This window comes from Pseudozobellia sp. WGM2, assembly GCF_017810075.1.
Classification (GTDB): Bacteria; Bacteroidota; Bacteroidia; order Flavobacteriales; family Flavobacteriaceae; genus JADNYK01.
The window spans coordinates 283,754-298,124 of the sequence record NZ_JADNYK010000004.1 but is presented as its reverse complement, the minus strand read 5'-3'; the positions used below and the strand labels follow the sequence as shown (position 1 = coordinate 298,124).

Genomic DNA, 14,371 nt, shown 5'->3' with positions numbered 1-14,371 from the left:
GATTGTTCGTTTTTTGATTGATGATTGTTTTTGTTGATGCTGTTGTTTTGAATTACAATGTAAAAGTGTTCTATAACGACGAATTACTTTAATTTTTGTTACCGACCTGTACGATTTTATACCTGAATCGTAATTTTAGTCTTGAGTTATTGTTTTGGTCATTGTCTTGTCACCATCCTTCGCTTTTATTTTGACCGTGTTACTGCTGCCATCGATGTTAATATCAACGTTATCTTCTTCGTCATTGGCTTTGATACGAACTTGGTCATTGCCAATTTTCATTTCAAAAGACTCTCCGTTGTCATCTTTGATATTAATATCTATTCCATCTTCATTAATTCGAATCCTGTTTTCGTCGTCATCATCTTCTTCAACCTCCTCCGGACAGTTTTGACATTTCAACTCCCCATCTAAACCCATTTTCCAGATGTAATTTTCAGGCTCATCGATATCTATATCTTTTTCAGAGCGTATCAACCAGTTACGTCGATTTGAAGGGTCGTATTTCAAAATTTTTCCTGCAGGTAAATAGATGTTCGCCCTGACCTCTTGATCATGAAATTTATTGCTATCGGAGGTCGTAAGGTAATTATTCAACATTAAGGTATTACCTCTTAAACTGTATTCGTAACTTATGATTTCAGCTGTATTTCGGGCTTCTTTAAAAGAGGGGCCGTTGGCTTCTTTGCGAATCGAGATACGGGCGATGGTGTCATTAGATTTCTTAATGTTAAAACGTACGTCTTCAGATTGCATTATAGGGTCTCCATTGTCATCATATAACATAATCATGTCGTTCATTCGAACATGTTCGCCATCATCGTAAAATTCAGAAGAAACCAATTGAATATTAAGTGTGTCTTGACTGTTTTCAAAGTAAATAGGGTTTTCTTCAGTAACACTTCCTGTAAAGGCGTGCGAGGCCGCCTCCCTAATGCCGAGCACGATTAGTGCGATCAAGGAAATCAACCACAGCCCTAGTAACGAGAACTTAGCTATGTTACCGATAGATTTAAGATTGTTCACCAATATCTTTAGCCCCAAATAGAGCAAAAAGAAGAAGGGAATACCAATGACAAAGAAAAATAGCATCGAGAGAAGCCAAACCGGTGCACCTGTTATACTATGAATCACCCCGTCTACTCCTGGTAAATTAATCCAATCTAAAGTACCAACGGTGAGCATGCCGATAAACATGCCGATGATAGTGGCGGCGCCTATAATCACGAGTATGATACCGATAAACTTTCCGAAAACCTTAAAGAGAAACATGATGATTTCACCAATAGTGTCGAAAAACGATTTACCACCATTTTTTACTTTATTGGTTACACCCTCATAATCGACGTTCTTTATTTTTTGGGCAACATCATCAAAGCCTTCCTTGACCTTACGTTCTATATTGCTGATGTTGACATCCTCCCCCCGCATATCCAGTTTTTGCGAGGTTGTTTTAGCTTCTGGAATCAATAGCCAAAGCAAGCCGTAAATAATGATGAAGGCACCGGTCGAACCAATAGTCAAAATAATCCAGAGTAAACGAATCCACAACGGGTCAATATTGAAGTAATGACCAAGTCCTGAAGAAACACCGGCTACATACTTTTGTTCAGTATCGCGGTAGAATTTCTTAGCCTTTTTGGTTTGAGAATGTCCGCTGCCGGTGCTTGGCTCATCTTCAAAAATATCTTCATCGACCATATAGTCTTCTGGTTGCCCCATAATAGAGATAACCTCATCTACTTCTTTTATGGTAATGACCTGACGTTCGTTTTCAAGTTTTTCGTGAAAGAGTTCGGCAACTCGAGCTTCTATATCGGCCAAAATCTCTTCACTACCAGGAGTGTTGGCAAATGAACGCTTTACCGACTCTAGATAGCGCTGCATTTTGTTAAATGCCTCTTCATCGATATGAAAAAGCATATTGGCTAGATTAATATTTACAGTTTTGTTCATTGTCTTATTTTTTAATCCTGAGCATCTAAGGTGGTTAGTAATTACAGGGGTGTTCTTTAGGTTTATTTATTATTGGTCACAAGATTTGTTGCTGTTCTTAACTCATCCCAAGTGGCATTCAGTTCTTTTAGAAAAAGTTTACCGGTTTCCGTTAGGGCATAGTATTTTCTCGGTGGGCCAGAAGTTGATTCTTCCCAGCGGTAGCTTAAAAGACCCGCATTTTTTAGTCGTGTCAGAAGCGGGTAAATAGTACCTTCTACCACGAGCATCTTAGCGTCTTTTAAGGTCTCTAGAATCTCAGAGGCATACTTGTCCTTTCCGTTTAATATAGAGAGGATGCAGTATTCTAGAACACCTTTGCGCATTTGTGCTTTTGTATTTTCTACATTCATAATTTCTTTTTGCTTTTTATGCAGTTCCTTCTCGTGGGGGGAACGTGATTGTTTTAAAAATGTCGTCTGCATGGGGTGACTGTTCGTTTTTAGATCGATGAATAAACATTCTGATGAGATTGATTGATGAATAAACTCCTATGATTTCAGGTGTGATTAAGACCTGTTGATTTTACTTAATAAACTTTATGGTCAAAGGGTACTCAAAATACTGACCCTCGTTGGTTTTTATAGTTGCTAAAATGGTGTAAACCACGTTTACAATAAACAAAGCTGCTTTTATCAAACCCGCTAGGCTTAACGGGATCAGCCAAGTACCGAACTTGAAATTATCAGGGTCTATATTGATTGAAAAGTTGTTGTAATTAGATAGCTGGTCAAACCCGAAGAAACCCAAATCGAATATGTCAGGAAAAAAACCTATTAAAAAAGGAATACTGATGGCACCTAAAACTACGGAATAGAGTAGTAGGCTAATTTGAAAATTTAACGCCTGTTTGCCATTATAGTCTACATAGCTGTATTCATTTTTATTGGCTGTCCATAAAACTAGGGGAATTATAAAATTACCGAACGGTATTACAAACTTCGAAAACGTAGAAGCATGTATTAAGGCCGATATATTTCTTTCGTGTTTGGTAAGTGTACTTTCCATGACTTAGTAATTTCTTATGCAAATATATGGTTGAAAAAAGGTACTATGCAAAACAAAGTACTAAAATTTAAGAATTAATTAACATTATAAACTTCGGTAATTTTGTCTATTTTTACCCAAAACGATGGTATAATGGGCGTTTCCGCAAGTAAATTCAATAAGTTCACTTTTTTCAAATTGCCGGCTGCTTGGTGGACAGGTGTACGGGTAAAATCGATTTCTGACCAAAAATGTGTGGTAACCGTAAAGCACGGATGGCGAAATCAAAACCCTTTTAAATCTATGTTTTGGGCGGTACAAGGTATGGCCGCAGAATTGAGTACAGGTGCTATGGTCATCAATCAGATTCAAGCAAGTGGAAAAAAAATAAGTATGTTGGTAGCCAATAACAACGCCAACTTTTCTAAGAAAGCAACGGGCAGAATTACGTTTACCTGTGAAGACGGGCATTTGATAAAGGAGGCTATCGAAAAAACCATAGCAACAGGTGAGGGACAAGCTTTTTGGATGAAATCAGTGGGTGTGAATGAAGACGGGGTAGTGGTTTCTACGTTCAATTTTGAGTGGACGGTGAAGGTGAAAGGATAATACATGCTCAATAAATGTAACAAATACAGCTCCGTAGACAACTAATAGGTATCAACAAAAAACAAAAATGCAACGCATTGTCGACCATCTTATTTATCTATTCCGAAATGATTGTAATGACTGCCTTATTGTTGATCGTGGGCGGTGGGAAGCAGTTGGCTTGACCGACCGACCTGGTACGGTTGAAGAAACTTGTACTGCTGAGTAAAAATTAAGCTGTCTATTGAGCACTCTAAAACCAGTGAAAATAGATATCGCTAAATTTTTGTCATTTTAATTAAGTCATTAAAATTCAACGGCTAGTACCAAAGACGTTCAATTGATGATTTTACAGCACTTTGCTAGTTGGTATATGATGTCTTAAGAAAACTTTATTAAGTCTGTGGTAAGTTTCAGGAAATGGGATATCTAATATGTGGTGATTAACATCTCTAATTTATTAGTTTAAGTCTATTTTAAAGGATTGAGTGTAGTATAACTCGTTGCTAAGGTTAGATTTGACTCCAATACGTGCATATACAAAATTTTCATTGCTAAGTTCTTCTGGAATTTCAACTGAGACCATAGAACTTTCAGTAAAACTTATATTGGCTATATCAGCGGAAGATACTGCTTCATAGCGATTCTGATCTGTCAAAAGACCTTCACCCAAATATATATTAACGAACTCTAAGTTGGCAGTTTCGACTATTTGTTTTAAAGAAAATTCTGCATCTATTGAAGTTTCATTTTTGCTAATGTTTATATCATTTACAATGAAGTATGGTGTAACAGGAACATCCAAGATAGTGTTCCCCTGAACATTTACAACTAATGTATCGGTGAGTTGCGACATCCATGGTCCTCCTTCTTTTCTAACAAGTTTGTACTCACCGTCGAATAATGAAACGGAATAACTACCATCTTGAGCTATAAAGACAGGTATTAGTTCTTTTAGCTCATAGCCCCCTTGCCAAAGCTCAAATTGGGGTCCATTTGTTCTAACGCCAATAACACTATTCTCATATACAACGTTACCGCTAAGGGTTGCATTTGGTTCGTCAAAATTATCATATTCGCAGGATACCAAAAGAATGTTCAAAGTTATTAGTAGAAACAATAACTCTTTCTTCATAGTATCAGACTTTAATATTATTCTTCTATCTCTCATTTTAATTTAATTCAATTAATGGTAAGGGTTTCTAACTAATTTAGGGTTGTTATTAAGAACATTGGGATCAATTGATGCATAGTAATTTGCCAGGCGGAAAAATCTTGCTCGACGAAATCTAGTTGGGCGCGTTTTTACATAAATGAATTTACTGTCATCTTCGTGACCAGGATTAACAATCCTATACGGGTATAAACCATATACTACGGCCTCTTCACTTTCTTGATTGCCATCCCAGATTTCATGGGCTAATCTCCACCTCTTTAAATCAAAATATCGGTGATCTTCATAAGCTAGTTCATGGCGCCTTTCTTTTTGAAAGTCAGTTAAGGTCAATTGGGTTAAGCTGTTTTCCGGAAATCCTGCTCTGCTACGAATAAGGTTGATATACTCTAGCGCTAAGCTTTCTCGTCCCAGCTCAAAAGCCGCTTCTGAAGCATTGAGATAAATTTCACCCAATCTGAACCATGGCCACCAATTAGTTGAATTGTTTCTCAGTGCCTCCCCAGGTTTGTTGGAAATAAATTTACGTGTATAGAAACCGGTATTACTAACAAACTGAGCATTGTCCTGAGGTCCGTCGAAACCTGTCCATAATTTTCCGTCACTAAAGTTATCTCCAAGGTTTGGCGCATTTTGTAGTTCGTATGCGGTACCGTTCCAAACGGCTACGCCGGCTTGAACATTTACATTGCTTCCCCGAATCGCAGTTCCAGGTAGTACTACGGTTCCCCAAAGGCGTGCATCTTTATTATTATAGATATCGGTCATGTTATCATAAACAATATAATTTCCTGTGCCGTCAATATAGTTTAAGGCACCATCACTGCCGTCTAGATAATCAAAACTCTCAACTAAATTTAGGGATGGACTTAAAATAGAAGAGCCTTCATTATCTTCCATTAAAGATCTGGGAACGTTTTCAAATGTATACCAGTGTTCTTTTAGCTCTGAAGCATAATCTTTGGCAAAGATAGTTTCCGGGTTATTGTCTTTATTGATTAGTGCCTCATAAAAATTTAATTCTTTGTTCGAATTCGCTTCATATAGGCTATATCTGCCAGAATTAATGATTTCTAGCGACGCGTTCAAGGATTTTTGATAATAACCATCCGCCAGGTTGGCCGGTATACCTACTTCTTCACCAGAAAGTGTTATTGGAGAAGCCATTAGACTGTTATACTTGGCCAACGACCCGGCATAAAGCATGGCCCTACTTTCCAATGCAAGGGCTATATACAGATTAGCCCTGGTTTTGCTGTTATTGTTAGCGGCCAAATCTGTTTTAATCGACTCTAACTCATTGAATATAAAATCGTACACCTCATACTCTTTGGAGCGTGGAACTTGTAAATTGGTGGGGTCTCCATTAAAGTCATAAATTAGCTGTTCTGTGACTAATGGAACGCCTCCCATGCGCTTAACCAATTCAAAATATACAAAAGCTCTAATGAATCGTAACTCTGCCTTGAATAAAGCAACTTGTTCTTCGTCTAGGTCTTTGCTATAATTATCAAGGTTATCTAAAGCTAGATTAATGTCACGAATAAAGCTGTAATCCCAGTATCGGCCATAATCATCACCGTATTCAAAATCGTTACGCCAGTTCTGGTCAAAATGGCCAGAATACATGGCGTCATCTATTTCACTCATGCCACCAACATTGAATACTCCATGTAGTGAGGGCAGTCTATTATAATAATTGGCTAGTAGAGATTTGATTAATTCAGGATCGTTCCATAACTGTTCGTCCACAATGATATTTTGTGGTTCACGCTCAAACCAATCGTCATGATTGCAACTGGGCAGTAGTCCAAATAGCAAAAATCCAAATAAGTATATGTATAGTTTATTCATAATCTTTAGAATGTAATATTAAAACCAAATATTAATGTGCGTTGTTGAGGATATACAACGGCTGCTCGGGCTTGTATTTCAGGATCAATTTGATAACGTTTTACATTGTCAATCGAAGCTAGGTTGGAGCAATTAACATATACACGAGCTTTGCTGAGCTTTAGTATATCAGTAAATTCAGACGGGAAATTATATCCTAGCTCAACGTTTCTTAATCTTAAATACTTAACATTTTGTAGCCAAAAGTCGCTGTTTCTCCAGTTAGGACCTACATTTCCTGATCGAATTGCTGGATAATACCCTGAAATCCATTCGCTATCAGGGTCATAGGGGTCAGATCGATGCCAACGGTCATTTAAAAGGTAGGCTGGTGAGTTGCCCCCAGCATGATAAGGATTTTTCAATTCATAATCTTGAAACCAAGATTGCATTGCGCCCCCAGCTAAATCTATATTCAGACCCCACCCTTTCCAATTTAAGGCTAGATTACCTCCAAAAGAAATCATTGGAGCCCAGTTGTCCGGATATCCAATGGGGCGCTCGTCCATACCGTTAATTATACCGTCTCCATTTACATCTTTATAAATGAGATCTCCGGGAAGTAAGGTTCTGTTGTTTTGACCATCTATGTTTACGGTATGGTTCTTTATTTGTTCTTCATTTTGAAATCTCCCAATTACTTGATGACCCCACCAAATACCTCCCCAACGATCTTCAGAAGATGATCTATATTCATCCCATGAGTTCCCAAACCGTGGCTTGTAAGTTTCTATACTTTTATATCTAGATAAAGTACCGTTAAAGCTTGCACTGTAGGTGAAATCTTTTATGCTATTTTTGTAAGATATGATACCTTCAATACCATAATAACCATTTTTGTTTAGGTTTTCATTTGGTAGCGAATAGCCAACTTCACTAGGTAATAGTACGTCATAACGTGCAGCAGGCGTTCCAGACCTAATAATCTTAAATACATCTGTGGTAAGAGTTATTTTGTTCTCGAACAGACCTAAATCAATACCAACATTGTAGTTGGTGTTTTTTACCCAAGATAAATTGGTTACCGGTAAGCCTCTTGGCCTAATTCCATTTGTAAAGGAACCGTCTAGAACTGCATTTCCAGAGTTAAAGGTATATCCTCCTAAATAATCGAACATACCAACCCCTTGTTCTAACCCCGTCTGACCTATAGAGCCTCTAATTTTTACATTACTGAAAATATCGGTAGCAGAATTAAAGAACTTCTCATTGGAAAGTCTCCATGCGGCTGATACTCCAGGGAAGAAACCCCATCTTTTTCCTGGTGGATACAGATACGATCCGTCATACCTACCCAAAATCTCCAATATGTACCTATTGTCATAGTTGTAATTTAATCTGCCAATATATCCAGCTCTTGCTTCATAAGACCAACTGTCTCCCAAGCCATTCAATCGATCATACTCCAATAAGGGTAAATAATTGTTAGAGGGGTCTGTGCTAATTGCTTGATAATTTTTGTCATAATCTGATTTTTCATACCCAACCGTAACCCCAATCTTATGTTTGTCAAATGTTTTATTATAATCCAGTTGAAATTGTGCATATCTAGATACTACTTCCCTTTCTGTTTGGTAGCGCCATCTCCCATATACCCCCGCCGAAGGAAAATAAGAGTCGTTGGCAGCATCATAACTGTAAACGTCATAGGTATACTGAAAACCGTCAAATTTATTATTGGTATAATTATAAGACACCTTGCCACTGGCTGTCAATCCAAAATCAAATTTATAATCTGCAAATAAGTTTATATTGGCCGTTCTGTTCAAATTGTCTTTATAACCCACAATATCTCGATCAAATAAGGCCGGGTTTCTTGAGAAGTCCCTAGTATGATTAGGGAAATTAGGATTATCATTTGCATATGGGCCTACAGTAGGTATATTGCTAAAAACACCTAAAATAGCAGCGAAATAACCATCTCCACCAGGTAATCCTACGTCTTCTGTTTTTTCCTGCTTACCACTAATTTGGCTTCCAATGCTTAACCGTTTAGTAATATCTGCCTTTAAGTTGGCTTGAAAATTTGTTCTGGTATAGCCAAAATCTTTCATTAAAGCCTTTTGATCAAGATTGCCTAAGGATAAATAATAACTGGATTTTTCTGATCCTCCAGACACACTTATGGTTGTTTGGGTTTGAGGAATACCCTTTCTCATCAGCTCTTTATAGTAGTCATATCCTTGGTAACCAGGTTCTGTTCCATTTTGCCATTTTTCTAGTTCTTCGGGTGTAAGAACACTATTAGGGTCCCTGTTCTCATTTTGAGCGGCTTCAACAAGCCCTCTCATATATAGGCTGGCATCTGCCATCTCGGGAAAACGAGTCAAATTTTGTGTACCATAATAATGGTTGATGCTCACAGTGGTTTTTTTATTTTTACTACCACTTTTTGTGGTTACTAGCACGACACCATTGGCAGCTCTCAAACCGTAAATAGCAGCGGATGCATCTTTTAAGATAGTAACACTTTCGATGTCTTCTGGGTTTAAAGTGTTGAACACGTCCATTCCTGAAACATTGGATGATTGCACCCAATCATTTCCTGTTTGCCCGCCGTAGGGAATTCCATCAATTACAAACAAGGGGTTTCCCATATTTCTGACTTCCAAACTAGCTCCTCGCCCAGGTCGGGCATCTGCAGCTCTAACACTTATACCCTGAACCCTTCCAGCTAGTGCTCCAGCTGTAGTGGTTGATGTTGTTCTTGTTAAGTCATCTGCTTTTACGGTACTTATTGCATTAGTTACATCTTCCTTCTTTTTTGTTCCATACCCAACAAGCACAACTTCATCCAAGGCTTCAGAATCAGGGAGTAGTGTAATAGTATAATAACTTTTGTCATCTACTTCAATTTCTTGTGTAGAGAAACCAATATAGGATACTACTAATAATTGATTCGATTTGTCTGCAATGTCGATGGTGAACTTGCCATCTAAATCAGTAGTAATTCCGTTTGATGTCCCCTTTTCAATAATGTTGGCACCCGGTAACGGTATATTGTTTTCATCAGTTACTTCTCCCGAAATTATAACTGAATTTTGTGCATTTACCCATCCTGTCACGAGAAAGCAGAATACAATAAAAGGCATTTTCAGTGGGAGTTTAAAAAAAAGTAGCAGTCTGTCTAGAATTGCGTAGGTGTATGTTTCCATCCTCATTTAAAAGTGTGTTATTTACACCTGTAAAAATAGAAATAAAATGATATTTTGGAAATTATTTCATAAAAAATGTAATTTATACACTAATAAAATGTCTTTTCATTGCTATATTCCAATATTCGAAAACTATCCCAACATCCTTATCTTATTATGTTCTTCAAGTTTGGAGATGTTCAAATTATGTAGTGATGGATGGGTAATAAATTTTTTGTCTTTTGTTGCTTCGGGCTGTTTGAAATACAAAAAGGAAGAATTTTTGTGCTACAAATTGCTAGTAGATTTCATTTAAGGCCTATGGATAAAATCTTATAAAAAGGTTGTGTTATGCCGCTAGCCTTGTTATTTTATTATGGATTTTGAAATTACTAAAGTGATTTTATTCTTTAGATAAATTTACAATGGAATATAGAAACCCGTGAATAATAGGGGGGAATTAGTAGATATTTGATTTCACACAAAAAACTGATTTTACTGTAAATTCAATTTTTCCTGAAAGTATGAGTTGGTGCTGTGGTAATAATAGTTAAGTGAAAAGCCTTTGGGGAAAGAAGATATCTTGCCATTCTGTATTGTGCCCTATTTTCAATAAGTCAATTAGAGAATGAGGCAAGGGAATTACTTCTATCTAATGACCCAAATTTTTCTCCGTTGTGTGTAACAAAACACCCTTTAGGTACAACCAATAGGCATCAACAAAAAATAAATAGATATGAACGCACACGAAATAGACTATCAGATTTACGGGGAAGAAATGCAGTATGTAGAAATTGAGCTGGATCCTCAAGAAGCTGTGGTGGCCGAAGCTGGGAGTTTTATGATGATGGATTCAGACATCAAAATGGATACTATCTTTGGTGATGGCAGCAATCAAGACACAGGGGTTTTAGGTAAGATTTTTTCAGCTGGAAAACGCATTCTAACCGGTGAGAGTCTTTTTATGACCGCTTTTTTGAATGTGGGCCAAGGTAAAAAGCAAGTAAGTTTTGCCTCACCATACCCAGGTAAAATATTGCCTATCGACCTATCGGAGAAGCAAGGGAAGTTCATTTGCCAAAAAGATGCTTTTCTCTGTGCTGCCAAAGGGGTTTCCGTCGGTATTGAATTTTCTAAAAAGCTCGGTCGAGGTCTTTTTGGTGGAGAAGGTTTTATCATGCAGAAATTGGAAGGTGACGGAATGGCCTTCGTACATGCCGGAGGCACATTGGCAAAAAAAGTTTTGGCAGCCGGTGAAGTTCTAAAAGTTGATACCGGTTGTATCGTCGGTTTTTCGCAAACCGTAGATTATGATATAGAATTTGTGGGGGGCATTAAAAACACCGTTTTCGGTGGCGAGGGACTCTTTTTTGCCACACTTCGTGGCCCCGGAACAGTGTATATTCAGTCATTGCCATTTAGTCGTTTGGCGGGTCGGGTTCTGGCCTCAATACCTCGTGGAGGAAAAGACAAAGGAGAAGGTAGTATTTTGGGTACACTAGGTGACATAGTAGGTGGCGATAATAGGTTTTAACAGGGATAGAGGCAATTTAATAACAAAAAAAGTTTGGATTGTAATATGCTAATGGGCTAGATTTGACCAGATTATACTTTTGATTTAGCACCCTAATTTGCCTGCATGAAATCCATAATGAATTCACAATTGGTCGTCTGGGTCATAGACGACGATTTTGTTTCCCTTTTTGCAACACGATATGGTATTGAGCAATGGAATAAAAATTGCAAGGTAGTTGATTTTGATAGTGCTGAAACTGCCCTTAAAATTTTCTCCGATACGCTTGACAAAAGTGGCGAAAAGCCAGATATCATTCTTTTAGATTTGATAATGCCTATAATGGACGGATGGACTTTTCTATCTAAGTTCGAAAAAATGTACGGGAGCAAAACAGATACGGATATCTACATTCTTTCGGCCTTCACCAATTCTAAAGATAGAAAAAGAGCAAAAGAGCACCCTTCGGTCAAAGGTCATTTTGATAAACCACTTTCTAAAAATCTTTTAGAGGAGGTTTTTACAACTAACTATTCATAGTTTATAATACGTTGGCGAACCTCAGTGCTCTATAGATAGTAGTCAATTTTACCAACTCCGATATGAAAATTTCTAGGGTCAATTTGATTACGTGTCTATACGCTCTTGTTAGTGGAAAAATAATGAATTTCATGCTATGAATTAATTTCAAGTAGCCTACCTGAAAGGTTTTTGCCAAAATCTTATTTTTTTGTGGTCCGAGTGAATAATTCCTATCTTCGAGCGATAACTATTATAGTATTTATGGCCAATTACAATATCGACGCAAAAAAAGAAACCACCTATGATGCCATTGTTATTGGCTCCGGCATAAGTGGGGGTTGGGCCGCCAAGGAATTGTGTGAAAAAGGACTCAAAACTTTGGTGCTCGAGCGAGGTAAGATAGTAGAACATGTGGTAGATTACCCTACGATGAATCTAGATCCATGGGATATGGACTATCGTGGTGGATTGACACCGGAACAAAAAAAGAAACACTACAAGAATATAAGGTCGGGCTGGGTCGGTCAAGACACCGAACATTTTTGGGCAGACGATGAAGCCAACCCTTATACAGAAGAGAAACCATTTCTTTGGCTTCGCGGTCATCAAATGGGTGGCAAGTCCTTATTATGGGGCAAACAAACCTACCGTTGGAGCGACCTAGATTTTGAGGCCAATGCTAGAGATGGTCATGGGGTTGATTGGCCAATTCGGTATAAAGATATTGAGCCATGGTACACGTACGTAGAAAAATTTGCAGGTATTAGTGGAGAACCTTTGGGCTTGCCACAGCTTCCTGATAGTCACTTTTTACCTCCGATGGAGCTTAACTGCGTAGAGAAACATGTAAAAAGTAGAATCGAAAAAGACTTTCCGGGTAGAAATATGATTATTGGCCGTGTAGCCCATCTAACGCAACCACACAATGGGCGAGGTCAGTGCCAGTATAGAAATAGATGTAGCCGCGGTTGCCCTTACGGAGCATATTTTAGTAGTAATGCGGTGACCTTACCGGCGGCTAATGCTACGGGTAATCTTACGATTAGACCTCATTCTATTGTACAGTCTGTAATATATGATGATAAAAAAGGAAAGGCCACGGGAGTACGTATCATCGATGCGGAAACGAATGAAGATATCGAGTATTCAGCAAAAATTATTTTCGTAAACGCCTCTACACTTAGCACCACTCAAATATTGATGAATTCGGTATCTGACCGATTTGAAAATGGGTTAGGTAACGATAGTGGTGAATTGGGTCATAATCTTATGGACCATACGTATCGCGTGGGTGCTACGGGTAAAGTAGATGGTTTTGATGATAAATATTATAAAGGAAGAAGACCTAACGGAATATACATTCCCCGATATGTAAATATCGACGAAAAGAGTAAATCCGATAAATTTTTGAGAGGATTTGGTTATCAAGGAGGAGGCTATCGTGGCGGCAATGCCGCGAATATAGAATCTTTCGGTGCCGAGTATAAAGACAATATTCTTAAGCCCGGCCCATGGGAATTTTTCATAACCGGTTTTGCCGAGTGTTTACCATACCACGATAACAAAATCTCATTGAACAAAGATGTTTTAGATAAATGGGGTCAGCCTACACTATCGATCGATGCCGAATTCAAGGAAAACGAAAAGGCTTTGAACAAACAGATACAAGAAGATGCGGTACAAATGCTTGAAAAAGCCGGTCTAAAAGATATTCTTGGTTTCGACAACGAGCATCCCCCGGGTTATGGCGTTCACGAAATGGGTACGGCAAGAATGGGCCATGACCCAAAGACCTCGGTACTGAATAAATTTAATCAGGTACACGGCGCAGAAAATGTATTTGTGACCGATGGCGCTTCTATGACGTCGTCTTCATGTGTGAACCCTTCATTGACCTATATGGCGCTAACCGCTAGAGCAGTTGACCATGCAGTCTCAGAATCTAAGAAAAGAAACATTTAAGTTATGAACAGGAGAAAAGCATTAAAGCGCGCAGGATTGTTGGCTGGGGCTACAGTATTGACTCCATCTGTATTTTCGTTATTACAATCTTGTCAAAATGAACCTAGATTAGATTGGCAGCCCCAATTTTTTACCGAAAAAGAGGCCACCACCGTTTCCGACCTGTTAGATATGATTCTACCCAGAACAGAGACTCCAGGGGCGTTAGACGTAAAAGCAGATATGTTCATAGATAAGGTTGTTGCCCACACTTACGATGAAAATGGGCAAGAGAATATTCGCAATCAAATTGCTGAATTCAATTCGAATTGCGTAGAAAATTTTGGAGGTGATTTTAGCAATCTTTCCAAAGAAAAAAAGGTAGAGGTCTTGAAAGCTGCCGAAACCAGTTCAGGCAAATTTGGTCGAGGTGTCTGGGGCACCGGAGTGGGCCCGCAAGAACCAATCGGTTTTTATAGGGCTTTCAAATCGATGGCCATATGGGCCTATACCACATCTGAAGAAATAGGGGAGAAGGTATTAAGTTACGACCCCATACCAGGCGGGTACGAACCTTGTAAACCCGCTTCTGAAGTCGGAAACAAATGGAGCTTGGGCTAATAG

Annotated in this window: 12 protein-coding genes; 6 read left to right on the top strand and 6 right to left on the bottom strand. The window is 38.4% G+C overall.

Going from position 1 to position 14,371, the window contains the following annotated elements:
• Positions 1 to 135: 135 nt before the first annotated feature.
• The 3 genes from IV512_RS11145 to IV512_RS11135 form a co-directional block, all read right to left on the bottom strand.
• The gene (locus IV512_RS11145) at positions 136 to 1,956 is read right to left on the bottom strand and encodes a PspC domain-containing protein (RefSeq protein WP_100871752.1); all 1,821 of its coding nucleotides are present in this window, start codon (positions 1,954 to 1,956) and stop codon (positions 136 to 138) included.
• Between the two features lie 62 nt (positions 1,957 to 2,018).
• Positions 2,019 to 2,348: a PadR family transcriptional regulator gene (locus tag IV512_RS11140; RefSeq protein WP_100872398.1), complete on the bottom strand. Its 330-nt coding sequence runs from the start codon at positions 2,346 to 2,348 to the stop codon at positions 2,019 to 2,021.
• A 172-nt stretch (positions 2,349 to 2,520) separates the two neighbouring features.
• Complete coding sequence (locus IV512_RS11135) at positions 2,521 to 3,003, bottom strand: DUF4870 domain-containing protein (RefSeq protein ID WP_100871753.1); 483 nt, start codon at positions 3,001 to 3,003, stop codon at positions 2,521 to 2,523.
• Positions 3,004 to 3,135: 132 nt separating this feature from the next.
• Between IV512_RS11135 and IV512_RS11130 the strand changes: the two genes are divergently transcribed.
• Positions 3,136 to 3,591, top strand: coding sequence for a DUF4442 domain-containing protein (locus IV512_RS11130; protein WP_209403916.1), 456 nt, complete (start codon positions 3,136 to 3,138; stop codon positions 3,589 to 3,591).
• Between the two features lie 67 nt (positions 3,592 to 3,658).
• A complete protein-coding gene (locus tag IV512_RS11125) occupies positions 3,659 to 3,799 on the top strand; it encodes a hypothetical protein (RefSeq protein ID WP_209403338.1) in 141 nt (46 codons plus the stop codon).
• 231 nt (positions 3,800 to 4,030) lie between these two features.
• Here IV512_RS11125 and IV512_RS11120 read toward each other — a convergent pair whose 3' ends face one another.
• From IV512_RS11120 to IV512_RS11110, 3 genes are read right to left on the bottom strand one after another with little or no spacing between them, the layout of a single operon-like run.
• Complete coding sequence (locus IV512_RS11120; protein WP_209403336.1) at positions 4,031 to 4,705, bottom strand: DUF3823 domain-containing protein; 675 nt, start codon at positions 4,703 to 4,705, stop codon at positions 4,031 to 4,033.
• Positions 4,706 to 4,756: 51 nt separating this feature from the next.
• The gene (locus tag IV512_RS11115; RefSeq protein ID WP_209403334.1) at positions 4,757 to 6,598 is read right to left on the bottom strand and encodes a RagB/SusD family nutrient uptake outer membrane protein; all 1,842 of its coding nucleotides are present in this window, start codon (positions 6,596 to 6,598) and stop codon (positions 4,757 to 4,759) included.
• A 5-nt stretch (positions 6,599 to 6,603) separates the two neighbouring features.
• Complete coding sequence (locus IV512_RS11110; protein ID WP_245224752.1) at positions 6,604 to 9,729, bottom strand: TonB-dependent receptor; 3,126 nt, start codon at positions 9,727 to 9,729, stop codon at positions 6,604 to 6,606.
• A 778-nt stretch (positions 9,730 to 10,507) separates the two neighbouring features.
• Between IV512_RS11110 and IV512_RS11105 the strand changes: the two genes are divergently transcribed.
• The 4 genes from IV512_RS11105 (at position 10,508) to IV512_RS11090 (ending at position 14,368) form a co-directional block, all read left to right on the top strand.
• Positions 10,508 to 11,305 (top strand): TIGR00266 family protein, encoded by a 798-nt coding sequence (locus IV512_RS11105; protein WP_100871755.1) that lies wholly within the window; start codon positions 10,508 to 10,510, stop codon positions 11,303 to 11,305.
• Between the two features lie 105 nt (positions 11,306 to 11,410).
• A complete protein-coding gene (locus tag IV512_RS11100) occupies positions 11,411 to 11,824 on the top strand; it encodes a two-component system response regulator (protein ID WP_209403330.1) in 414 nt (137 codons plus the stop codon).
• A gap of 243 nt (positions 11,825 to 12,067) precedes the next feature.
• Positions 12,068 to 13,768, top strand: a complete 1,701-nt coding sequence (locus tag IV512_RS11095) for a GMC oxidoreductase (protein WP_209403328.1) — start codon at positions 12,068 to 12,070, stop codon at positions 13,766 to 13,768.
• Positions 13,769 to 13,771: 3 nt separating this feature from the next.
• Positions 13,772 to 14,368 carry a gluconate 2-dehydrogenase subunit 3 family protein gene (locus IV512_RS11090; protein WP_209403327.1) on the top strand — a complete coding sequence of 199 codons (597 nt, stop codon included), beginning with the start codon at positions 13,772 to 13,774 and terminating at the stop codon, positions 14,366 to 14,368.
• Positions 14,369 to 14,371: the final 3 nt, after the last annotated feature.